The organism is Frateuria defendens, assembly GCF_001182895.1.
In the GTDB taxonomy this organism is placed as follows: domain Bacteria; phylum Pseudomonadota; class Gammaproteobacteria; order Xanthomonadales; family Rhodanobacteraceae; genus Frateuria_B; species Frateuria_B defendens.
On sequence record NZ_LFQR01000130.1, the window covers coordinates 1 to 21,610 of the forward strand.

General features: G+C 70.4%; 16 protein-coding genes. 1 reads left to right on the forward strand and 15 read right to left on the reverse strand.

The genetic code is table 11. The features are described 5' to 3' along the window. Positions 1-291 precede the first annotated feature (291 nt). From ACH65_RS15250 to ACH65_RS15320, 15 genes are all read right to left on the reverse strand, one after another. A complete protein-coding gene (locus ACH65_RS15250) occupies positions 292-1,443 on the reverse strand; it encodes a trypsin-like serine peptidase (protein ID WP_049623495.1) in 1,152 nt (383 codons plus the stop codon). Positions 1,444-2,334: 891 nt separating this feature from the next. Then, on the reverse strand, positions 2,335-3,336 hold the full coding sequence (locus ACH65_RS15255; protein WP_049623476.1) for an aldo/keto reductase: 1,002 nt from the start codon (positions 3,334-3,336) through the stop codon (positions 2,335-2,337). Positions 3,337-3,648: 312 nt separating this feature from the next. Then, entirely contained in the window at positions 3,649-5,130 is a 1,482-nt protein-coding gene (locus ACH65_RS15260; protein ID WP_049623477.1) for an NAD-dependent succinate-semialdehyde dehydrogenase, read from the reverse strand. 76 nt (positions 5,131-5,206) lie between these two features. Further along, complete coding sequence (locus ACH65_RS15265) at positions 5,207-6,289, reverse strand: tartrate dehydrogenase (protein ID WP_049623478.1); 1,083 nt, start codon at positions 6,287-6,289, stop codon at positions 5,207-5,209. 28 nt (positions 6,290-6,317) lie between these two features. Continuing rightward, a complete protein-coding gene (locus ACH65_RS15270) occupies positions 6,318-7,961 on the reverse strand; it encodes an ABC transporter ATP-binding protein (protein WP_049623479.1) in 1,644 nt (547 codons plus the stop codon). After that, on the reverse strand, positions 7,961-8,812 hold the full coding sequence (locus ACH65_RS15275; RefSeq protein WP_049623480.1) for an ABC transporter permease: 852 nt from the start codon (positions 8,810-8,812) through the stop codon (positions 7,961-7,963). Before ACH65_RS15275 ends, ACH65_RS15270 begins: the two co-directional genes overlap by 1 nt. Before the next feature lie 19 nt (positions 8,813-8,831). Next, a complete protein-coding gene (locus ACH65_RS15280) occupies positions 8,832-9,791 on the reverse strand; it encodes an ABC transporter permease (protein WP_049623496.1) in 960 nt (319 codons plus the stop codon). A 65-nt stretch (positions 9,792-9,856) separates the two neighbouring features. Continuing rightward, positions 9,857-11,476 carry an ABC transporter substrate-binding protein gene (locus ACH65_RS15285; protein WP_049623497.1) on the reverse strand — a complete coding sequence of 540 codons (1,620 nt, stop codon included), beginning with the start codon at positions 11,474-11,476 and terminating at the stop codon, positions 9,857-9,859. A 22-nt stretch (positions 11,477-11,498) separates the two neighbouring features. Then, complete coding sequence (locus ACH65_RS15290; protein WP_049623481.1) at positions 11,499-12,704, reverse strand: acetyltransferase domain-containing protein; 1,206 nt, start codon at positions 12,702-12,704, stop codon at positions 11,499-11,501. A 67-nt stretch (positions 12,705-12,771) separates the two neighbouring features. Beyond that, positions 12,772-13,578 (reverse strand): hypothetical protein, encoded by an 807-nt coding sequence (locus ACH65_RS15295; protein WP_049623482.1) that lies wholly within the window; start codon positions 13,576-13,578, stop codon positions 12,772-12,774. A 29-nt stretch (positions 13,579-13,607) separates the two neighbouring features. After that, the gene (locus ACH65_RS15300) at positions 13,608-15,776 is read right to left on the reverse strand and encodes a TonB-dependent siderophore receptor (RefSeq protein WP_049623483.1); all 2,169 of its coding nucleotides are present in this window, start codon (positions 15,774-15,776) and stop codon (positions 13,608-13,610) included. Positions 15,777-15,995: 219 nt separating this feature from the next. Next, positions 15,996-16,385 (reverse strand): hypothetical protein, encoded by a 390-nt coding sequence (locus tag ACH65_RS15305; RefSeq protein WP_049623484.1) that lies wholly within the window; start codon positions 16,383-16,385, stop codon positions 15,996-15,998. A gap of 370 nt (positions 16,386-16,755) precedes the next feature. Next, positions 16,756-18,048, reverse strand: a complete 1,293-nt coding sequence (locus ACH65_RS15310) for an NAD(P)/FAD-dependent oxidoreductase (protein WP_049623485.1) — start codon at positions 18,046-18,048, stop codon at positions 16,756-16,758. A gap of 22 nt (positions 18,049-18,070) precedes the next feature. Beyond that, the gene (locus ACH65_RS15315) at positions 18,071-18,736 is read right to left on the reverse strand and encodes a haloacid dehalogenase type II (RefSeq protein ID WP_049623486.1); all 666 of its coding nucleotides are present in this window, start codon (positions 18,734-18,736) and stop codon (positions 18,071-18,073) included. Positions 18,737-18,902: 166 nt separating this feature from the next. Then, complete coding sequence (locus ACH65_RS15320; protein WP_049623487.1) at positions 18,903-20,390, reverse strand: aldehyde dehydrogenase family protein; 1,488 nt, start codon at positions 20,388-20,390, stop codon at positions 18,903-18,905. 282 nt (positions 20,391-20,672) lie between these two features. On the opposite strand from ACH65_RS15320, the gene ACH65_RS15325 reads away from it, so the two are divergent. Continuing rightward, on the forward strand, positions 20,673-21,584 hold the full coding sequence (locus tag ACH65_RS15325) for a GNAT family N-acetyltransferase (RefSeq protein WP_237561540.1): 912 nt from the start codon (positions 20,673-20,675) through the stop codon (positions 21,582-21,584). Positions 21,585-21,610: the final 26 nt, after the last annotated feature.

The window sequence follows — 21,610 nt, forward strand, 5'->3', positions numbered from 1 at the left end:
CTTAGGCGGGTGTCCGCGAAGCAGGGGCAAGATCACGTCGCCGTGCACATGCTCATTCGGGCCACGTGAAGACGCGCCGGCTGCGCGTCTTGACGAATTCCTGCGAGTGCAGCCTGGGCGAACAGCAGGCCAAAGCCATGGACGGGGGGGCCTTCAGGTGGACCTCGATCGCTTCGATCAGCGCTGAGTCGCAAGCGCCAGCACAATCTCCACCAGGATCAGCCCCACGGGAACCGCGTCCCATCGGATCGAGCCGCTCCGGCTCGGTCCATTCCACTGCGCCAAAGGCGGTCAGCATGCATGAGGATCGCTTTGACATGCATAGGTCACCAGAAAGTGGATCGTGCTTTCGGTAAATGGGGACGCCCCCACCTTCTTATCATCGCCGCCCCAGCTGGTAACGCCAATGACCGTGTTGGCCGCAGCCTCCCTGCCCTGCTCCGTGCCGGACAGGACGGGCGATATGCCAAGATTGACGAGCAACGGGCCACCGCTGGACCCGCCCGTCATCAGCGACCCGATAACCGTGTTCCCCGAGTAATACCGCGAGACATAACCCTCCGAATCGGTGCGCTGCATCAAACCGCCGCGGTCGAGCGCCACCGGGTAGCCGAGTTGGCTGATATGCGCCCGCCCGGCCCGATTGAAACTGTAGCCACCCCAGCCATAGCCGTACCATCCCGTGTGATTGCCCGCGTATTTGTCTCGTTGCGGCCTCAGTGTCAGCACCGCCATATCGGTCCGGCAGACGACTCCGCTCTGACTGCACGAGTCCGTTCCATCGTAGTAGGAGTTGAATATATCTATGGCAGAGACACTCCAGACCCCGTAGGGTGCCCTGCCCTGGCTGTAAGCGGGCGTGAAGCGGAAGTCTGAATAAAAAAAGTGCGCGCCGAATTCCGCCACGCAATGGGCCGCCGTGACGACCACCCCGGGTTTAATGAGGGAACCGGAGCAGACGTAGGTGGTCCCCCTGTTATTGAAAAATAGCTTGCCGGTTGCCCTGTATGGGTAATCGCTCTGCGTCTCGCCGATCTGCATGTCGGCGCCCTGGGTATTCACCCGGCTTGTCGTAAAGGGGTGATTGGAATCGCCGAATTGACGCGGGGCAATCCGCTTCGGTGCGACGAATTCTCTGGGGGGCGCAAGCTGGACGGGCTCCTGCTCGCCGTCGCCGCCCCCTCCAGGCGAATACCCCGGCGCCTCGCCCGAGAAAACGCTCCCTTTCGGCCACCAGTCCATCCGGTCCGTCGAAGGCAACACCGCCATGGGAAGCGGCATGGGCTGGGCATTTTCGAAGTCGATGCTGCCCAGGGCGCTGCGCATGTCGTCCTTCAGCGTCAGCCGCACGACCCGGCCTTGCACTTCGACCTGCTGCGCCGCGGCTTGCATTGTCGCCAGCAAGACCACGAGCAACGGCATGGCATGCCATATCTTTTTCATCACGCAACACTCCCTCTGGTGGGTGGAGACAGGCGCCGGCATGGGCCTGGCCGTGTGTGGCACGTCGTGGTGAATCGCGTAGTCGTGAGCGCCCTTACGGTGGCTGTCGAACGCAGCGCCCGGGGCGGGCATGTCGTCCAGACGCATCCGGTGAATGGGAAGGCCGGCAGGCAGGCGGCAGGGCGCCGCCCGGGTCGGGCTTGGTTTCGGTTTCTGGTGCTGGCGTTGGGTGCTCTCCTGCCGAGGGAGGCAGTGCCTGGGTGTCGCTATGGGCCGCCTGGGCCACCCGCGGCGCCACCGGGGGCCGCAGCAGGTAGGTGAGCCACCACGCCGATCGTGGGGGAATCGTCCGCATGCACGCCGCGTCGCCCTTGAACTTCGTTGCGTCCATATCGCCCTGCCCTCGGACAAGTTAAGGGCTCGAAGCTGTCCGGCCTTCATCAGGGGGGGAGTGATGAAGAACGCGGACAGCCTCAAGCCTCACGACCAAGGTAGGCGGCTCGACGGCTGGGTTCCTACTGGAAAAATCTCGAAATGCGCGGAAGCCTGATCGCGCAGACGAGGGCCGGCACACGTCCATCGCGTGCCGCCAACGTCGCGCGGCATCCCTGCCGGGCAAGCCGGCGACAGGATTGGCGCTACCCCGCCGGTACGGAAGTGCCCCATCACACGGGCACCGCGCGCAGCGCCGCTCGTCGGCGCCATGGCTGGCGACCACTCGATGCGGCCCGCATTGATCTCGATCATCGTTTGGCCGGGCATCCTTCCAGTCCATGGGAGATCAGCGAAACGGGAGCAATAATCCGCCTGCGCGAGCACGCCGCGCACGCGCAGGCGATTACCTGAGGAGCACGATCGGGGCCGCGGCCGCCCCCGCCCTTGCGGGCCGCCTCAACCGGCGCCGGGCACCGGCGCCGAGGCGGCGATCAGGCCCTGCTCGCGCAGCGCCTGCCAGAAGCCGGCGTCGATCTTCGTCGCCAGCAGCGCCTGGTTCTGCGCGATGCGCTCCGGACGGCTGGCGCCGGGGATGACGGCGACCACCGCCGGATGGGCCAGGCAGAACTGCAGCGCGGCAGCCTTGATGTCGATGCCGAACGCCGTGCACACCTGCTGGATGCGCGCCACGCGCTCGATCATCTCCGGCGGTGCCGGCTGGTATTCGTAATGGGTGCCGCCGGCCAGCAGGCCGGAGTTGTAGGGGCCGCCCACCACGATGCCCAGGCCGCGGGCGGCGCAGGCCGGCATCAGGCGTTCGAGCGCGTCGGCGTGGTCGAGCAGCGAATAGCGGCCGGCGAGCAGGAAGCCGTCCGGGTCCGCCTGCTCCATCGCCAGCTCGCACGGCTCCAGGCGGTTGACGCCCAGCCCCCAGCCCTTGATCACGCCCTCCTCGCGCAGGCGGGTGAGCGCCTTCGCGGCGCCGCGCATGGCGGTGTCGAACACCTCGCGCCACTGCTCGCCGTGGAAGTCGCGGGCGGGGTCGTGGATCCACACCAGGTCGAGCCGGTCGGTGCCCAGGCGCTTGAGGCTCGCCTCGATGGAACGGTAAGTGCCGCTCTCGCTGTAGTCGTAGACAATCTTGTTGGGCCGGCCGTGCACGAACAGGCCGCCCTTCTCGCCCAGGTCGCGCGCCTCGGTGGCTTCCACCTCGTCCAGGATCAGCCGGCCGACCTTGGTGCCGAGCACGTACTCCTCGCGCGGCCGCTTGGACAGCGCTTCGCCCAGGCGCAGCTCGGCCAGGCCGGCGCCATAGAACGGCGCGGCGTCGAAGAAGCGGATGCCCTGCTCCCAGGCGGCGTCCACGGTGGCCAGCGCCTCCGCCTCGGGGATGTCCCGGTACATGTTGCCCAGCGGGGCGGTGCCGAAGCCCATCGGGCCCGGTAGTGAAATACGCATGATCGACTCCTGCATGTGGAAATGGCGCCGGCCGCGAAAGCACGGCACGGCGCCGGAGGCGCAGGATGATCCCCGGCCGGCCGATCAAAAACGCCGGCCGGGGCAAATCAGTTTTGAGCGGGGCGCAGCAATGCGGCGCAGCGCAGCTACGGGCTGTTCAAACTCTTGCCGTTGCCGCGGCTTGGCGCCTCCTCCTGCTTGCAGGGGAGGCTGGGAAGGGGTGATCTCTGGCCTCGAGGCAAGGGTTTGCCCCTCCCCGCTTCTCCCCTGCACGCAGGGGAGAAGCGGGGAGGAGAGACTTTGAACGGGCCCTCAGTCCAGCCCGCCCTGGCACAGGTACTTGGTGTGCAGGTAGTCGTCCAAGCCGTAGCGCGAGCCCTCGCGGCCGTAGCCGGATTCCTTGATGCCGCCGAAGGGCGCGGACTCGGCGGCGAGGGCGCCCTCGTTGATGCCCACGATGCCGGACTCCAGCGCCTCGGCCACGCGCCAGATGCGGCGCACGTCGTTGGCGTAGAAGTAGGCGGCGAGGCCGAACGGCGTGGCGTTGGCGGCGGCGACCACCTCGGCCTCGCCGGCGAAGCGGGTCACCGGCACCACGGGACCGAAGGTCTCCTCCGCCGAGCAGGCCATGTCCGCCGTCACGCCGGTGAGCACGGTGGGCGCGTAGTAGTTCGGGCTGTCGCAGTCGGCGTCGCGCAGGCGCCGGCCGCCGACCACCAGCCGCGCGCCGCGGGCCAGCGCGTCGGCCACGTGGCGCTCGATCTTCTCCACCGCGCGGGCGTTGATCATCGGGCCGATCTGCGAGCCGGGGCGGCTGGCTGGGCCCACCGTGAGCGCACCGACGCGGGCGGCGAGCTTTTCCACGAAGGCGTCGTGCACCGCCTCGTGCACGAACACGCGGTTGGGGCACACGCAGGTCTGGCCGCCGTTGCGGAACTTGGCGGCCATCAGGCCCTCGACGGCGGCGTCGAGGTCGGCGTCCTCGAACACGATGAAGGGCGCGTTGCCGCCCAGTTCCAGCGAGAGCTTCTTGAGCGTGTCGGCCGAGGCGCGCGCCAGGTGCTTGCCCACCGGCGTGGAGCCGGTGAAGGTGAGCTTGCGCACGCGCGCGTCGGCTAGCCACACGTCCACCACCTCGGGCGTGCGCTCGCGCGAGGCGGTGACGATATTGAGCACGCCGGGCGGCACGCCGGCCTCCTCGGCGAGCTTCACCAGGGCCAGCGAGGTCAGCGGCGTGTCCTCGGCCGGCTTGCACACCACGGTGCAGCCGGCGGCGAGCGCGGGGGCGATCTTGCGCGCGATCATCGCGGCCGGAAAGTTCCACGGCGTGATCGCGGCCACCACGCCCACCGGCTCCTTCAGCACCAGCATGCGGCGGCCGGGCACCGGCGCGGGGATCACGTCGCCGTAGGCGCGCACGGCTTCTTCCGCGAACCACGCCACGTAGCTGGCGGCATAGGCCACCTCGCCCTTGCCTTCCGCCAGCGGCTTGCCCTGCTCGCGCGAGATCAGGCGGCCGAGGTCGTCCTGGTGGGCGAGGATCAGGTCGTTCCAGCGCCGCAGGATGGCGGCGCGCGCCTTCGCCGGCACCTTGCGCCAGGTGGCGAAGGCGGCATGTGCGGCCTCCACGGCGGCGCGCGCGTCGGCGGCGCCGCTGTCGGGCACGTCGGCGAACACGGTGTCGGAAGCGGGGTCGGCGACATCGAGGCGGCGGCCGTCGGCGCCGTCGCACCAGTGGCCGTCGATGAAGTTGGCGGCGGGCAGCAGCGCGCCGCGTTGCAGGGTCAGGGGCATGGCAAAGGCCGTGGCGTTGAACGGAATGGGCCGGCTACGGCCGGCAGAACGGAAGTCGGGGCCCGGCGGGCCGGCATCAAGCCGCCGCCACGCGCGCGGCGATGGCCTGGCCGAGTTCCGTGGTGGAGGCGCTGCCGCCGAGATCGGGCGTGCGCGGCCCTTCGCGCAGCACCGCCTCGATGGCGGCGAGGATGGCGTCGTGCGCGGCGCGGCCGGTGTCGCCGGCGAGGAAGTCGAGCATCAGCGCGCCGGACCAGATCATGGCGATGGGGTTGGCGATGTTGCGCCCGGTGATGTCCGGCGCCGAGCCGTGCACCGGCTCGAACAGCGAGGGGAACGTGCGCTCCGGGTTGAGGTTGGCCGAGGGCGCGAGACCGATGGTGCCGGTGGTGGCGGGCCCGAGGTCCGAGAGGATGTCGCCGAACAGGTTGGAGGCCACCACCACGTCGAAGCGCCCCGGCTGCAGCACGAAGCGTGCGGAGAGGATGTCGATGTGCTGCTTGTCCACCGTCACCTCGGGGTAGTCGCGGCCGACGGCGTCGGCGCGGCTGTCCCACCAGGGCATGGAGATGGCGATGCCGTTGCTCTTGGTCGCCACGGTGAGGTGCCGGCGCGCCCGCGCCTTCGCCTGCTCGAAGGCGTAGCGCAGCACGCGGTCGGTGCCGTGGCGCGAGTGCACCGATTCCTGGATCACGATCTCGCGCTCGGTGCCCTCGAACATCACACCGCCGAGCGAGGTGTACTCGCCCTCGGTGTTCTCGCGCACGACGAGGTAGTCGATGTCGCCGGGCTGGCGGCCGGCCAGCGGGCACGGCACGCCCTCGAACAGGCGCACCGGGCGCAGGTTCACGTACTGCTCGAACTCGCGGCGGAACTTGAGCAGCGAGCCCCACAGCGAGACGTGGTCGGGCACGGTGGCGGGCCAGCCGACGGCGCCGAAGTAGATCGCGTCCATGCCGGCGAGCCGGGCCTTCCAGTCCTCCGGCATCATGCGGCCGTGGGCGGCGTAGTAGTCGCAGTGGGCCCAGTCGAAGGGGTGGAGTTCGAGCGCGATGCCGAAGCGCGCGGCGGCGGCCTCGAGCACGCGCAGGCCTTCGGGCATCACCTCGCGGCCGATGCCGTCGCCGGCGAGCACTGCGATGCGGTAGGGAGTGGTCATCGGGAGATCCAAAGGGAAGACGCGCCGTTCAGGCGGCGTGGTGGGGTTGCGCGAGCACTTCGTCCAGCCAGCCGCGGCGCAGTTCGGGCACCGAGCGGGCGAGCAGCTCGTAGTACGGATGATGCGGGCCGCGCGCATAGTCCTCGCGCGCCACCTGGGCCAGCTTGCGGCCGTGGCGCATCACCACCACCTCGTCGCACAGCGCGCGCACGGTGTGCAGGTCGTGGCTGATGAAGAGGCAGGCGAGGTTGAGCTCGCGGCGCAGCTCGGCGATCAGGTCGAGGATGGCCGCGGCCACCACCGGGTCGAGCGCGGAGGTGACCTCGTCGCAGAGGATCAGGTCCGGCTGCGCGGCCAGCGCGCGGGCCAGGTTGATGCGCTGCTTCTGGCCGCCGGAGAGCCCGCCGGGCCGGCGCCCGGCCACCGCGGCGGGCAGCTTCACCAGGTCGAGCAACTCGGCCACGCGCTGGCGCAGCGGCGCGCCGCGCAGGCCGAAGTAGAAGCGCAGCGGGCGGGCCAGGATCTCGCCGATCTCCTGCGCCGGGTTGAGCGCGGTGTCGGCGATCTGGAACACCATCTGGATGCGGCGCAGGTTCTCCCGCGTGCGCTCGGCCACGGTGCGGGCGAGGTAGCGGTTGTCGAACAGCACGTAGCCCTCGCAGGGCTCGATCAGCCCGGCGATACAGCGCGCCAGGGTGGACTTGCCCGAGCCGGATTCGCCGATCACGCCGATGGTCTGGCCGCGCCAGAGCTTGAGCTCGATGTCGTGCAGGATCAGCTGCTCGGGCCGCCCCTTGGCGTCCACCTTGCCGTAGCCGGCGGAAAGCTCGCGCACCTCCAGCAGCGCGCGCTCGGCGGTGGCCTCGGGGGTGAGCGCGCTGGGGCGCGGCGCCGGGTGCGCGGCGGCCAGCAGCTCGCGCGTGTACGCCTCGGCGGGCGCCTCCAGCACCTGCTCGATGCGCGCGTACTCGCGCGGGCGGCCGTGGCGCATCACCAGCACGTGGTCGGCCATCTGCGCCACCACCGCGAGGTCGTGGCTGACATAGACGGCGGTGACCTGGCGCTCGCGCACCACGCGGCGGAAGGCGCCCAGCACCTCGATCTGGGTGGTGACGTCCAGCGCCGTGGTGGGCTCGTCGAGGACGATCACGTCCGGGTCGGCCATCATCGCCATCGCCGCCATCAGGCGTTGCAGCTGGCCGCCGGAGACCTGGTGCGGGTAACGCGCGCCGATGCGCTCCGGCTCCGGCAGCGCCAGCTCGCGGAACAGCGCCACCGCCTTGCGCTCGGCCTCCTCGCGCGGCATGAGGCCGTGGATGCGCACCGGCTCCACCACCTGGTCCATCAGCGTGCGCGAGGGGTTGAACGAGGCCGCCGCGCTCTGCGCGATGTAGGCCACGGTGCGCCCGCGCAGGCGGCGCTGCGCGGCGGCGTCGAGCGCGGTGACCTCCACCTCGCCGATGCGGATGCTGCCGCCGGCGATGCGGCAGCCGGGGCGCGCGTAGCCCATCAGCGCGAGCGCGGTGGTGGTCTTGCCCGAGCCCGACTCGCCGATCAGCGCCAGCACCTCGCCGGGCCGCATGCTGAAACTCACGCCCTCGACCAGCACCTGCTCGTCCTGGTCCGACTGCGCCACCACGCGCAGGTCGCGCACGTCCACGGATGCGCCCATCAGCGTGCCCTCCCCCGCCGGCCGGCGAGACTGTCGATGGCGAGGTTCACCGCGATGGTGAGGCTGGCGATGGCCAGCGCCGGCGCGATCACCGCCACGCCGCCGTCGGCCAGCACGCCGATGTTCTCGCGCACCAGGGTGCCCCAGTCCGCCGCCGGCGGCTGCACGCCCAGGCCCAGGAAGCTCATGCTGGCGAGCAGCAGCACCACGTAGACGAAGCGCAGGCCGAGATCCACCAGCATGGGGCCGACGATGTTGGGCAGGATCTCACGCACCATCAGGTACAGGCGGCCCTCGCCGCGCGCGCAGGCCACGGCCACGTAGTCCATCGCATAGATGTTGACCGCCAGCGCGCGGGCGATGCGGTAGGCGCCGGGCACGTAGATCACCGCCGCGGTGGTCACCAGCACCGGGACGGAGGCGCCGAACGCGGCCACCATCAGCAGCGCCAGCATCTTGCTGGGCACCGAGGTGAGCGTGTCGAGCGCACGGCTCAGCACCGCGTCGATCCAGCCGCCGCTGGCGGCGGCGAACATCGCCAGCAGGATGCCGGTGCCGCAGGCGAGCACGGTGGAGAGCAGCGCCACGCCCACGGTGTAGCGCGCGCCGAGCACGATGCGCGCGAGCATGTCGCGGCCGAGGTAGTCGGTGCCCAGCCAGTGGGCGGAGCTGGCCGGCGCGAACACCTGCGCGGCGCCGATGGCGTCGCCGGACAGCAGCCACGGCCCGATCAAGGCCACCAGCAGCCAGCCGGCGAGGATGGCGATGCCGAGCAGGCCCAGCGCGCCGAGGCGGCGCGTGCGCCGGCGCGGCTTCGGCGCGGCGGCGGGTTTGACGTCGATGGCGGGCATCACGGTGGCTTCCCTCCCGTCAGCGGCGGTGGCGCAGGCGCGGGTTGGCGAGGATGCCGCACAGGTCCGCCAGCATCACCAGCACCAGGTAGCCGGCGCAGAAGATCATGGTGCAGGCCTGCACCAGCGGGATGTCGCGCTGGGCCACGCCGTCCACCATCAGCTTGGACACGCCGGGGTAGTTGAAGATGGTCTCCACCACGATCACGCCGCCGAGCAGATAGGACATGCTCAGCGCCACCGCGTTGGCGATCGGCCCGATGGCGTTGGGCAGCGCGTGCGCCAGCACCAGGCGCGCGCCGGTGGCGCCCTTGAGCCGCACCATCTCGATGTACGGCGCCTCCAGCTGGTCGATCAACGCGGCGCGGGTCATGCGCAGCATCTGCGCCACGGTGACGCAGCACAGCGTGAGCACCGGCATGGCGAAGGCGCGCAGCATCTGCCCCAGCGAACTGATGTCGCTGGCGTAGGACAGCGCCGGCAGCCAGCGCAGGTGCACGGCGAAGACCAGCACCGCGATGGTGGCGACCAGGAACTCCGGTACCGAGACGATCGCCACCGTGCCCATGCTCACCGCGCGGTCGAACCAGCTGCCGCGCCGCACCGCGGCGAGGATGCCGAGCACCAGCGCCAGCGGGATCGAGATCGCCGCCGTCACCGCCGCGAGCCGCAGCGAGTTGGGCAGGCGGCTGGAAAGCAGCTCCGACACCGTGGCGTCGGAGACCATCGAGCGGCCGAAGTCGCCCTGCACCAGCCGGCCCAGCCAGTGCGCGTAGCGCACCGGCACGGACTGGCCGAGCCCCAGCTGCTCGCGCAGCGCGGCCACCGCCTCGGGCGTGGCGTCCTGGCCGAGCTGCTCGGTGGCGGCGTCGCCCGGCAGCACGGCGGTGATGGCGAACACCATCGCCGACACCAGCAGCAGCGAGAGCAGCGCCAGCCCCACGCGCCGGGCCACCAGCCGGAGCAGGAAGGCGCTCATGCGAACCCTCGCGGTGCGGGCCGCGGCGCCGGTGCCGGTGGGCAGTAGCGACATCGCATCGGCGTTCAATCCTCCAGCCATACGTGCTCGGCGAAGGCGGCGCCCATCATGCCGCCCAGCGGCACCGGCGAGAGGCCCTTCAGCCGCGTGGTGTGCCCGTCCAGGCTGGACAGGAACATCGGGATGCCGACGCCGGCCCCGTCGTGGATCAGCGTCTGCATGTCGGCGTAATACTGCTGGCGGCGCGCCTCGTCGCTCTCCGAGCGGGCCAGCAGCAGCAGCTGGTCGAAGTGCGGGTTGCGCCAGCGCGAGGCGTTCCACGGCCCGTCGGACTTGAAGAACTGGGTGAACAGGATGTCCGCGCTGGGCCGCGCGTTGACATTGCCGAAGGCGATCGGGCTCTTCATCCAGTAGGTGGACCAGTAGCCGTCGGCCGGCATGCGCTTCACGTCGAGCTTGAGGCCGATGCCGTCGGCGGCCTGTTGCAGCATCAGCGCCATCTCCACCGAATAGATGGCCACCGGCGAGGCCACCACCGGCACCACCGTGTTGCCGAGGCCGGACTTCCGGAAGTGGTAGCGCGCGCGCTCGGGGTCATAGGCGCGCTGCGGCAGGCCGGGGAAGTAGAAGCGGTGGCTGGGGTCGATGGGCTGGTCGTTGCCCAGCTCCGCGTAGCCCAGCGCCACGGCGTCGCGCATGCGCGGGCGGTCGAACAGGTACTTCATCGCCAGCACGAAGTCGGGGCTGGCGCCGGGGCCGAGGTCCTGGCGGATGTCGAGGTCGGTGTACTGGCCCGAGCGGGTCACGAACACGTCGTAGCCCGCGGTGGCCTTGATGCGCGCTACCGAGCGCGGGTTGACGCCGCCCACCAGGTCGAGGTCGCCCGACAGCAGCGCGTTGACGCGCGCGCTCTCGTCGCCCAGGCCCGACAGTTCGATCTCGTCCAGGTAGGGCCGCCCCGGCTTCCAGTAGCGCTCGTTGCGCACCACCACCGAACGCAGGCCGCGCTTGAACTCCTTGAGCCGGAACGGGCCGGTGCCGATGCCGGCGCTGAAGTCGGTGGTGCCGGCCGGGACGATGTGGAAATGGTGCGTGCCCAGGATCACCGGCAGGTCGGCGTTGGGCTGCTTGAGCGTGACGGTGACTTCGCGCGGGCCGGTGGCGCGCACGCTGTCGATCTGCTCGGCCAGCACCCTGGCCTTGGAGGCGGTGGCCGGGTCCTTGTGACGCAGCAGCGAGAACACCACGTCCTCCGGCGCCAGCGCCTTGCCGTTGTGGAACAGCACGCCCTCGCGCAGGCGGAACACCCAGCTGCGGGCGTCGGCGGAATCGAACCATTCGGCCAGCTCCGGCTGCGGCGCGAGGCGGCCGTCCAGCGTGGTGAGGCCGTTGTGCAGCATGCAGCCGCGCAGGTAGTCGGTGTAGTTGGCCTGCTTGGCCGGGTCCAGCGTGTCGGCGATGGAGGCCGCCGCGCTCGCCACCCGCAGGCGCCCGCCGCGGCGCGGCGTCTGCGCATGGGCGGAGAGCGCGAGCCCGGCGGTGCTGCCGGCCGCCGCCGCGAGCATGCCGCCCTTGAGCAGCAGGCCCAGCAGCTCGCGGCGGGTCAGGCCGCGGCGCAGCGCGCCGAGCAGGCGCTCGCCCTCGCCTTCGCCCAGCAGCGCGTGCAGTCGTTCGCGGTCGCTCATGGCCGGCATGCGTCCGTCGCCCTCAGAAATACTTCACCCAGGCCAGCTTGGTGCGCCGCTTGTAGCGCGCGAAGGCGCGGCACGGCCAGTACAACAGCGCCGCCAGCCCCACGGTCACCACCCACACCACCCAGAAGTGCTCGGTGTCCACGCCGAAGCGCGTGCCCTGGTTGGGGCCGAACACCGTCAGCAGGATCTTGTAGCCGCCGATCAGCACCGACAGGTGCAACAGGTAGTAGAACATCGGCGCGCCGCCCAGCGTGGACACCACGCGGGTGAAGGCGTTGTCCGCCTGGTCCAGCCACGCCAGCACCAGCATGGCGGTGCCCAGGGTCATCAGCAGGAAGTCCAGCGACGGCGGGTACTTGGTGAAGTCGAGGAAGGACATCAGCGTGTGCGTGGCATCCACGCCCACCACCCACGGCGCGTTCTCGCCGTAGAGGTTGAAGCCGCGCAACACCACCAGCAGCGTCCAGCAGGCAAGGCCGAGCACGGTGAGCAACGCGCGGCGGCGGGTGCTGTCCCACAGCGAGGAATACAGCGGGCCGGCCACCCAGCCGAGCAGGATCACGCCGATCCACGGTACCACCGGATAGGTCAGGCGGATCTGCAGCAGGTCGCCCTGGTACACCCAGCCGCGGTGCAGCAGCAGCGTCCACGGCACGTAGAGCGGGTTGTCCGGTGAAAGATCGATGCCGGCCAGCGCGTTGTGGCCGGCCACCAGCACCAGGCCGATGCCCGCCAGCCAGGCGCGCGGCAGCCTGGCGGCGAAGGCCAGCACGATCATCGACAGGCCGATCGCCCACATCACCTGCAGGTAGATCACCTTGGGCGGGATGCTGCCGGTCCACAGGAAGCTGATCACGCTCACTTCCAGCGCCAGCAGCAGCAGGCCGCGCTTGATCAGGAAGCCCTGCACTGGGCGCGGCGTGCCCGACGGCGGATGGCCATACAGCCAGGCGCCCAGGCCGGTGAGGAAGACGAAGGCCGGGGCGCAGAAATGGGCGGCCAGGCGCGAGAAGAACACCGCCGGCGGCGTGCTGGCCACGTCCATCGGGTCGCTCACCTGGTGCTGCAGGTAGATCGTCTCGCGCACGTGGTCCATCAGCATGATGATCATCACCAGGCCGCGCAGCAGGTCGATCGAGGTGATGCGCTTGTAGTGGACCGCGGCGGCGGCGGCGGTGGCGCTGGGCGCCTGGGCGGCGGGAACGGCGAGCGTGGACATGGTGACCTCGTTGACGCAGAAGACGCACCGGCCGTCCCTGACCGGTGCTTGGGGAGACAGTGGGCGCTCAGTCGTGCTTCTTGGGCAAGGACATGCCCAGTCGCTTCAGCTCCGAGGCCGGCAGGGTCTTGGGCGCCACCGGCAGCGGCGGCAGGCCGGTGGCGGTGTGGAAGGCCAGCGTGGTGTTGTAGCCGTGCAGGCCATAGGGCTGCGGCGCCTGGCCCGGCAGCTTGCGGGTGCCGTCCTCGTCCTCGACGAAGTACAGGCCGACGGCGTAGGTGTCGCGCCACGGCAGGCTGAAGCTCACCTTGCCGTCCACGTCGGTGTTGGCGTGGAAGGTCCAGCCGGAGGCGGCGGCCAGTTCGATGCGCTCGCCGGCCAGCGGCTCGCCCAGGAAGCTCACCTGGAACTCCACCTTGCCGTCGTGCGCCTTGCCGGTGGGCACGATGTCCAGCGGCAGGCTGGCCTGGCGCGCGCTGAAGTCGCCCACCCAGCGCGTGGCCGGCACCCACCAGGTCGGGGTGGGCTTGCCGTCGTGCTCGCTGTCGAACATCGGGTAGGACTCGTCGATCGCCAGCAGGCTGTCGCCCGGCTTGGGGCTGACGCCGGCGGGCAGCTCGAAGTGGTCCTGGCGCTTGGTCAGCCCGAAGGGATGCGCGCCCTTCGCGTCCACCCAGGTGGCCTTGAGCGCCACGAAGCGGTCCAGGCCGCCGGGGGTGACCTCGTGCATGTTCGGCTCCAGTTCGCCGTAGCGGAAGGTCAACCCCTTGCCGTCCTGCTCGAACCAGATCTGGTGGGCCTGGGCGGCGAAGCTGGCCGCGCAGGCAGCGAGGCCGAACAGCAGGCCGGCGGTGAGGTTGCGGTGCTTCAACATGTATCGTCTCCGTGATCGGTGGTCGGCGCTCAGAAGCTGTAGCGAGCAGTGAGCGTGTAACGGCGTTCGGTGCCCGGGAACACCCAATACGCGCTGTAGGAACTGGCGTAGTACTTGCGGTTGAACAGGTTCTCCACGTCGAAGGCGAACTGCAGCCGCTTGGTGGCGTTGTAGGAGGAAACCAGCTTGAAGGTGGTGTAGGACGGCAGCTGGAACAGGTCGGCGTTGCTGAAGGGCGCCACCGAGCCTTCGCGCCGGCCGACGTAGTTCACGCCGCCGCCGAGCGAGGCCGCCTTGCCGCCGAGCTGGAACTGCTTGACCAGGAACAGGTTGGCGCTGTGCTTGGGCACGTCGGCGTTCTGCCGGCCGACCAGGCTCACGCCGATCAGGCTGGAGTTGTCCTTGGTGATGTGGGCGTCGGTGTAGGCGTAGGCGGCCGACACGCGCAGGCCCGGCGTCAGCTCGCCGGCGATGTCCCACTCCACGCCCTTGCTCTGCATCTCACCGGCGGCGATGTTGAAGTTGTTGGGGTCCACCGGGTCGGGCGTGAGCACGTTCTTCTTGGTGATCTTGAACAGCGCCAGGGTGGAGCTCAGGCGCCCGTCCAGGAAATCCATCTTGGCGCCGACCTCGTAGGACTTGCCCCGCTCCGGCGCGAACGGCTGGAAGCTGCGACTGACGCCGCTGTTGGGGCGGAAGCTGCGCGAGGTGGTGGCGTAGAGGGAGACATGCTCGGTCGGCTCGTACACCAGGCCCGCGCGCGGGCTGGTGGCGCGGTGCGACTGGTGCACGGTCTGCCCATGCAGGATGTCGTTCACGGTCTGGCTGTACTGGTCCACGCGCACGCCCACCAGCGCCTTCCACTGCTCGGAGAGGTCGATCTGGTCCTGCGCGTAGAGGCCCGCCGCGCGCTGGCGCTCGTTGGTCATGATCGAGGGCCGCGGCGTCGGCTTCGGTCCGCCGTACACCGGGTCGAACAGGCTGATGCCGTAGATCGTGCCGGCCGGCGCGGCCTGCTGCTGGCGGCGGTCGTCCCAGAAGCGGTAGCCGTCCACGCCGAACAGCAGGTTGTGCTCCACCGCGCCGGTGTGCACCTTGCCCAGCACCTCGAAGCGGGCGGTGAGGTCGGTGGCCTGGTAGTCGCGCACCTGCAGGCGGCGGCGCAGCGTGGTGCCGTTGACCAGCGCGCCGTAGGGGCGCACCTCGGTGCCCTGCCCCTTGAGCGAGCTGTCGCGGTAGCTCACGCCGGTCTGGATCGACCAGTCGTCGTTGAAGAAGTGCTGCAGGAACACCTGGTGGCCGAGCGACTTGATGGTGGTGTCGCCGTCGTTCGGCTCGCCGTAGAAGCGCGACACCGGCACCACGCCGAGCCTGCCGTTGACGGCCACGATGCCGCGGTCGAACGGTGCCTTCTGGCGGACCGCCTCCAGCTCGTAGGAGAGCGTGGTGTCCGGCGAGATCATCCACAGGAACGAGGGCGAGACCAGGTAGTTCTTGTGCGAGACGGTGTCGCGGAAGCTGTTGCCGTCCTCGTAGGCCGCGTTGAGGCGGTAGGCCACGTTCTTGCCCAGGGGCCCGGTGGTGTCGATGGCGGTGCGGAAGGTGTCGAAGCTGCCGGCGGAGAGCTCCAGCGTGTTCTGCTGCTTGAACAGCGGCTTCTTGGTATTGATGTTGACCGTGCCGCCGGGCTCGCCGCGACCGTACAGCGCGGAGGACGGGCCCTTGAGGATCTCCACCGTGGCGGTGTTGGCCGCATCGCGCATGCCGTTGTAGCCGCGGCTGGCGTTGAAGCCGTTCACCATGTAGTCGGAGCCGAAGTTCGGATCGCCGCTGAAGCCGCGCATGGAGTAGCTGTCCCACATGCCGCCGAAGTTGCTCTGGCGCGAAATGCCGCTGCCCATGTCGAGCGCGTCGGCCAGCTGGGAGACGCCGGCGTCCTTGAGCAGGTCGCTGCCGAGCACGGTGATGTTCTGCGGCAGGTCCTTGATCGGCGCTTCGGTCTTGGTGGCGCCGGTCACCGTGAGGTCGCGGTAGGGCTGCAGGGCGCCTTTCACGCTGACCGTGCTCAGCGTCTTCTTGCTGGGCTCGTTCTTGGCTTTGCTGGAATCGTCCTGGGCCCATGCCGCGCTACAACAGCAGGCGAGCAGCGTGACGGCGGGGAACAGGGCGGTACATCGACGGCGATTGGACTTGGACATGACGGGCTCCGGACTTCACGTGCCTGGATCAAAACGGGTCGGGAAACCAGGATCGACTCAGGCGTCTAGGCGTTTGAATCGATCCATCGCTACCGAGCATCTGTGCTGGGGTCCGCCAGGTCTTGGACGAAACATGGCGAACGGATGACCTCAACTTGCGACGGCATGAATATCCGTACATCAGCCGTGGAACACCCGGGCGATACCGCCCGGCTTCCCTCAGGGCAGCAGGTAGCGCACCGAGGTGGCCTGCTGCGCCTGGGTGGTGACCACCACCACGACGCGGTCGCCGGAGGCGGGCTTGAGGCCGCGGGCCGACAGCTTGTCGCCCGTCACCTTGAGCGGTGCCTCGTGGCGGCCGTCGGCGCCGATCAGGGTGAGCTTGCCGGCGAAGCCCTGCGGCTTCATCGGGTCGTCCTCCTCGTAGAGGTAGACGTCCGCGCCGTCGGCCAGCGGCACCAGCTCGAAGGAAAGCTCGTTGGCGGTCTTCACGATGCCGCCGTGCTGCGGCCGCGCGGTGCCGTGGGCGAAGGCCGCCGAGGCGGCGAGCGTGCAGGCCGCGGCGAGAAGCCAGGCGACCGCGGTCGTGGTGCGGCGAATGCTGATCATGCGTATGACTCCGTAGCTCGCGGCGCACTTCTCTCGTGGGCGTCGCCGCAATAACCCCGTCCGTCCGTACCGGACGGCCCCTCTGCCGGCCAGGACCCGCTTGCGCGCCCCTGCCCTGCCGGCCTCCCGTCTCCGAGCATCTGTGCCCGGGCTCCGCCACGTCTTGTACGAAACATGGCGAATTCATCGTCCTTAATTATTTGGACGTCTATCCGTCCATACGTCCAAAAAAAGCTTCCACAGCGAGACGCCAGGCAGGAGCCTGGACCCGTCCCGACAGCCGTCGCCCTCCGCGACGGCCTTGCAGCGGCGCCGGCCCCACGGGCTGGCGATGTCCGGCGCGGCGCGCGAGGCGCGGCACACGCCGGGCTCAGGCGAGCTTGTCCTTGAGCCGGTAATACAGGCCCACCGCCGGCAGGAACCACGGCGGGCCCACGTGGCCCGGGATGGCCGGCCACGGCCGCCCTTGCCAGGGGTTGGCCTCCGGGCTCCCCGACATGGCCTTGGCCATGCGCTGGCCCATGTGCACCGACATCTGCGTGCCGTGGCCGCTGTAGCCGGTGCTGTAGTAGATGCCCTCGCGCTCGCCGGCGCGCGGCAGGCGGTCGCGCGTCATGTCCACCAGGCCGCCCCAGCAGTAGTCGATGGGCAGGTCGGCCAGCTCGGGGAAGGTCTCGACCAGCCCCTGGCGCAGCAGCACGCCGCTCTGCGCGTCGGACTGCGGGCTGGAGATGGCGAAGCGCGCGCGCCCGCCGAAGATCAAGCGGTTGTCGGCGGTAAGGCGGAAATAGTGGTGGATGTTCGCCACCGTGGTATAGCAGCGGCGGCGGGCCATGAGCGACTGCGCCAGCGCCGGCTCGATCGGCGCGGTGGCGACGATGAAGCTGCCCACCGGCACCAGCCGCCGGCGCAGCCAGCCGAAGCTGCCGTAGCCGCCGTGGCGCGACACGCCCGTCGCCAGCAGCACCTGCCCGGCCCGCAGCACGCCGCGCGGTGTGTGCAGCAGGTGCTCGCCCGCCGCGGCGCGCGGGCGCAGCCGCGTCACCGGCGTGTCGAGCAGGATGGCGGCGCCGGCGCGCTCGGCGGCGCGGGCCAGGCCCTCGGCGAAGCGGCCCATGTGCATCTGCGCGCTCTTGCGGTACAGCAGGCCGCCGTGGAAGCGTTCGCTGGCGACTTCCTCGCGCACGGCGGCGGCATCCACCATCGCCACGTCCGCATCCACGCCGTCGCGTTGCAGGCGCTCGCAGCAGCGCGCGAGCGCGTCGTAGTGCACCGGGCGGGTGGCGAGCTTGAGCTTGCCGTTGCGCTGGAAGTCGCAGTCGATGCCTTCCTCGCGCACCAGGCGCTCCACGCTGTCCACCGCCGCGTCGAACTCGTGGTACCAGCGCCGCGCGGTGTCCACGCCCACCTTCGCCGCCAGCGCCTCGTAGTCCACGGCGAGGCCGTTGTTGACGTGGCCGCCGTTGCGCCCGGAGGCCTCGCCGGCCACGCGCGGGCCCGCCTCCAGCACCGCCACGCTCGCGCCCAGCCGGGCCAGCGCGCGGGCGGCGGCGAGGCCGGTGAAGCCCGCGCCCACCACGGCCACGTCCACCCGCGCCGGCAGTTCCGCCGGGGCCGGGACGAAGGCGTTCGCCGAGTGGGTCCAGTAGGAATCGAGCTTCATCGCGCGGGCGCCGTGGCGGGGCTCAGAGTCCGACCACGCCGGCGAGGCCGCCGATGTCGGCGATCTCGGTGTAGCCGTAGGCGCTGTTGCCGGGGCCGTGGCCGCGGTTGACGAACACCTTGTGCTTGATGCCGATGTCGTCGGCCGACATCAGGTCGTAGCGCAGGCTGGAGGAGACGTGCAGCAGGTCCTCCGGGTTGCAGCCGAGCGAATCGATCATGTACTCGAAGGCCTGCAGGCGCGGCTTGTAGGCCTGCGCCTGCTGCGCGGTGTAGACGCGGTGGAAAGGCGCGCCCAGCAGCGCCACGTTCTGCTGGATCTGGTGGTCCATGGCGTTGGAGAGGATCACCAGCGGGATCTCCTTCGCCACCTTGGCCAGGCCGGCCGACACGTCCGCATGCGGGCCCCAGGTGGGGATGGCGTCGCAGTAGCGCTGCGCGTCCGCGTCCAGGTACTGCAGCTTCCACTTCTTGCACAGCCGGCGCAGGGCGTTGCGGATCACGTCGTCCAGCGGCTGCCAGGGCCCCAGCACCTCGTCCAGCCGGTAGGCGGTGAAGTCGGCCAGGAAGGGTTCCATCCGCTCGGCCGCCACGCGGTCGGCGTAGATCTCGCGGGTCAGCTCGCCCACCTGGTAGTGGGTGAGCGTGCCGTAGCAGTCGAAGGTGATGTACTTGGGGCGGAAAGCCATGGCGAAAAAATCCGTGCGGGTTGGAGGCGGACAAGCCTTTGTTTCAAGGATTGAAGCATGGGCGCCGAAACGGCTTTAGCGGATTTTTCTCGTATCGCGATGGCCCGATATGGTTTAGGCGTCGCGGCGCAGCATGAAATGCGGCGGTCACGAAATGCCGCACCCGCTACGCCTGCGGCGCGGCGAAATCGATCAGCACGCTCTTGTGCCGCAGGTTGGCCTCCACCGCCTGCCGGCCCAGGTCCTTGCCGATGCCGGACTGGCCGTAGCCGCCGGTGGGGATCACGAAGTCGGCGCTGCGCCCGTAGCGGTTGATCCACACCGTGCCGGCGGCGATCGCGCGCATGGCGCGCAGTGCTCGGCCGATGTCGGCGGTGTGCACGCCGGCGGCGAGGCCGTAGTGCTCGTGCGAGGCCAGGGCGATGCCCTCCTCCTCGTCGCGGAAGGTCTGCACGGTGAGCACCGGGCCGAAGATCTCCTCCACCACGGCGGGGTTGTGCGCGTCCACGCCGCGCAGCAGCGTGGGCCGGTAGTAGGCGCCGCCGTCCGGGCCGTAGCGGCCGCCGCCGTATTGCAGCTCGGCGCCGGCCTGCACTGCGCGCGAGACGATGTCGTCGATGCGCCCGGCCTGCGGCGCGGAGATGATGGGCGGCAGCGTGGCGCCCTCGTCCCAGGTGGCGCCGGGGCGCAGCGCCGCGAAGTGTTCGGCGATGCGTGCCTGCAGGGCCTCGGCGATGCCCTCCTGCACGATCAGGCGCGAGCCGGCCACGCACACCTGCCCGGCATTGCCGGTGATGGCCTTGGCGATCATCGCCGCCAGCTTCTCGATGTCCGGCGCGTCGTCGAACACCAGCTGCGGGCTCTTGCCGCCCAGCTCCAGCGTCACCGGCTTGGGGCCGCTCAGCGCGCAGGCCGACATGATCGCCGCGCCGGTGCGGGTGGAGCCGGTGAAGGTCATCTTGGCCACGCGCGGGTGGCGGCACAGCGCATCGCCGGTGGTGAGGCCGTCGCCCTGCACCACGTTGAAGATGCCGGCCGGCACGCCCGCCTGCACCGCCAGCTCCGCCAGGCGCACCGCGCTGAAGGGCGTCAGCTCCGAAGGCTTGAGCACGATGGCGTTGCCGGCGGCCATCGCCGCGCCGACCTTCCAGGAGACCATCACCAGCGGGAAGTTCCACGGCGTGATCGCGCCGACCACGCCATAGGGCTCGGTCAGCACCAGCCCCAGGTTGTCGCGGCGCGTGGCGGCCACCTCGCCGCCCAGCTTGTCCGCGTATTCGGCGAAGAAGCGCAGGCCCTCGGCGGTGAACGGCACGTCCCAGCCGCGTGCGTCGCGCACCGGGCGGGTGGAGCCCACCGCCTCCAGCGGGGCGAGCGTGGTCACGTCCGCCTCCACCAGGTCGGCCCAGCGGCGCAGCACGCGGGCGCGCTCGCGCGGCGGCTGCGTGGCCCAGTCGCTGGCGGTCCAGGCGCGGCGGGCGTCTTCCACCGCGCGGTCCACCATGGCCGCGTCGGCCACCGGCAGCTGCGCGTAGGCCTCGCCGTCGGAGGGGCGGCGCACGGTCAGTGCGGCGTGGCGGTCGTCGGTCACCAGGCGGCCGCCGATGTAGTGGCCGCCCTGGGGCGTGATCGTTGCGGGCTCGAAGGCGGTCAAGGCGAGGTCTCCATGAACGTTTTCCGGGGTATGTCACCAGAATGTAGTGATGCCCCTGCCGCATGTGCCGCCGTTGGCCACGGCAGCAAGGCAGCTTGTGCCGTTTTTCGGCCGTCCAAAAAACGAATGTGCGGCCACCCTGCCCGTAAAATAGCCAGCGCCAATTCGATGCCCGCGCGCCGCCCTGGTCGTGCCTCGACGCGGGATTCCCTACCGGACGGACTGCGCGGACCACCCCGCCCGCATCCCTCTTGTCCGGCCAGACGACGGAGCATGACCGCAATGACGGACGCTGCACCCAAGCCGATCGCCCTGATGGAAAAAAGCACCCGGGACGCCACGCCCGCCGCCGACGGCGTGAGCTTCCGCCCGATGACCGAGGGCGACCTGAAGACCGCCTATGCGTTCTCCACCGAGCTGCACTGGCCGCACCGGCTGGAAGACTGGCAGCAGGTGTTCGAGCTGGGCCGCGGCCTGGTGGCCGAGCGCGACGGCGAGATCGTCGGCACCGGCTTCGCGCTGCCCTGGGGCGAGCACTACGCCACCGTCGGCCTGGTGATCGTGGCGCCGCACTGCCGCGGCCGCCGCATCGGCCAGCGCATCATGGCCGAGCTGATCGAAGGCGCCGGCCGGCGCAACCTGCTGCTGCACGCCACCGCGCAGGGCCGCGGCCTGTACGAGCGGCTGGGCTTCAAGCGGCTGGGCGAGATCCGCCAGCACCAGGGCATCGCCCAGCCGGCGCCGCTGATCGCGCTCAAGCCCGGCTGGCGCCTGCGCCCGGCCGGGCGCAACGACATCGACACCCTCGCCGCGCTGGACGCGCGTGCGCGCGGCATGCCGCGCGGCCCGCTGATCGAGCGCATGCTGGGCGGCCTCACCACCGCGGTGATGCTCGACTTCGAGGACCAGCCCCGCGGCTACGCCCTGATGCACCGCTTCGGCCGCGGCTGGGTGGTCGGCCCGGTGGCGGCGCCCGACGCCGACGGCGCCAAGGCGCTGATCGCCCATCTGGTCGGCCACAACGCGGGCAAGTTCACCCGCATCGACGTGGACTTCGACAGCGGCCTCACGCAGTGGATCGAGAACCTGGGCCTGGCCCGCGTGGACGCAGTGACCACCATGGTGCGCGGCACGCCGCCGACGGCCGATCCCAAGCTGCGGCTGTACTCGCTGGCGACCCAGGCGTTCGCCTGAGGCCGCAGCGCGCGCCGGCACGCGAA

Excerpts from the sequence above, each read along its gene's own strand:
- ACH65_RS15290 (WP_049623481.1), bottom strand. The coding sequence starts at position 12,704 with ATGTCCACGCTCGCCGTTCCCGCCGCCCAGGCGCCCAGCGCCACCGCC.
- ACH65_RS15270 (WP_049623479.1), bottom strand. The coding sequence starts at position 7,961 with ATGGGCGCATCCGTGGACGTGCGCGACCTGCGCGTGGTGGCGCAGTCG.
- ACH65_RS15295 (WP_049623482.1), bottom strand. The coding sequence starts at position 13,578 with ATGTTGAAGCACCGCAACCTCACCGCCGGCCTGCTGTTCGGCCTCGCT.
- ACH65_RS15275 (WP_049623480.1), bottom strand. The coding sequence starts at position 8,812 with ATGCCCGCCATCGACGTCAAACCCGCCGCCGCGCCGAAGCCGCGCCGG.
- ACH65_RS15325 (WP_237561540.1), top strand. The coding sequence starts at position 20,673 with ATGACGGACGCTGCACCCAAGCCGATCGCCCTGATGGAAAAAAGCACC.
- ACH65_RS15280 (WP_049623496.1), bottom strand. The coding sequence starts at position 9,791 with ATGAGCGCCTTCCTGCTCCGGCTGGTGGCCCGGCGCGTGGGGCTGGCG.
- ACH65_RS15305 (WP_049623484.1), bottom strand. The coding sequence starts at position 16,385 with ATGATCAGCATTCGCCGCACCACGACCGCGGTCGCCTGGCTTCTCGCC.
- ACH65_RS15250 (WP_049623495.1), bottom strand. The coding sequence starts at position 1,443 with ATGAAAAAGATATGGCATGCCATGCCGTTGCTCGTGGTCTTGCTGGCG.
- ACH65_RS15265 (WP_049623478.1), bottom strand. The coding sequence starts at position 6,289 with ATGACCACTCCCTACCGCATCGCAGTGCTCGCCGGCGACGGCATCGGC.
- ACH65_RS15310 (WP_049623485.1), bottom strand. The coding sequence starts at position 18,048 with ATGAAGCTCGATTCCTACTGGACCCACTCGGCGAACGCCTTCGTCCCG.
- ACH65_RS15260 (WP_049623477.1), bottom strand. The coding sequence starts at position 5,130 with ATGCCCCTGACCCTGCAACGCGGCGCGCTGCTGCCCGCCGCCAACTTC.
- ACH65_RS15300 (WP_049623483.1), bottom strand. The coding sequence starts at position 15,776 with ATGTCCAAGTCCAATCGCCGTCGATGTACCGCCCTGTTCCCCGCCGTC.
- ACH65_RS15315 (WP_049623486.1), bottom strand. The coding sequence starts at position 18,736 with ATGGCTTTCCGCCCCAAGTACATCACCTTCGACTGCTACGGCACGCTC.
- ACH65_RS15285 (WP_049623497.1), bottom strand. The coding sequence starts at position 11,476 with ATGAGCGACCGCGAACGACTGCACGCGCTGCTGGGCGAAGGCGAGGGC.
- ACH65_RS15255 (WP_049623476.1), bottom strand. The coding sequence starts at position 3,336 with ATGCGTATTTCACTACCGGGCCCGATGGGCTTCGGCACCGCCCCGCTG.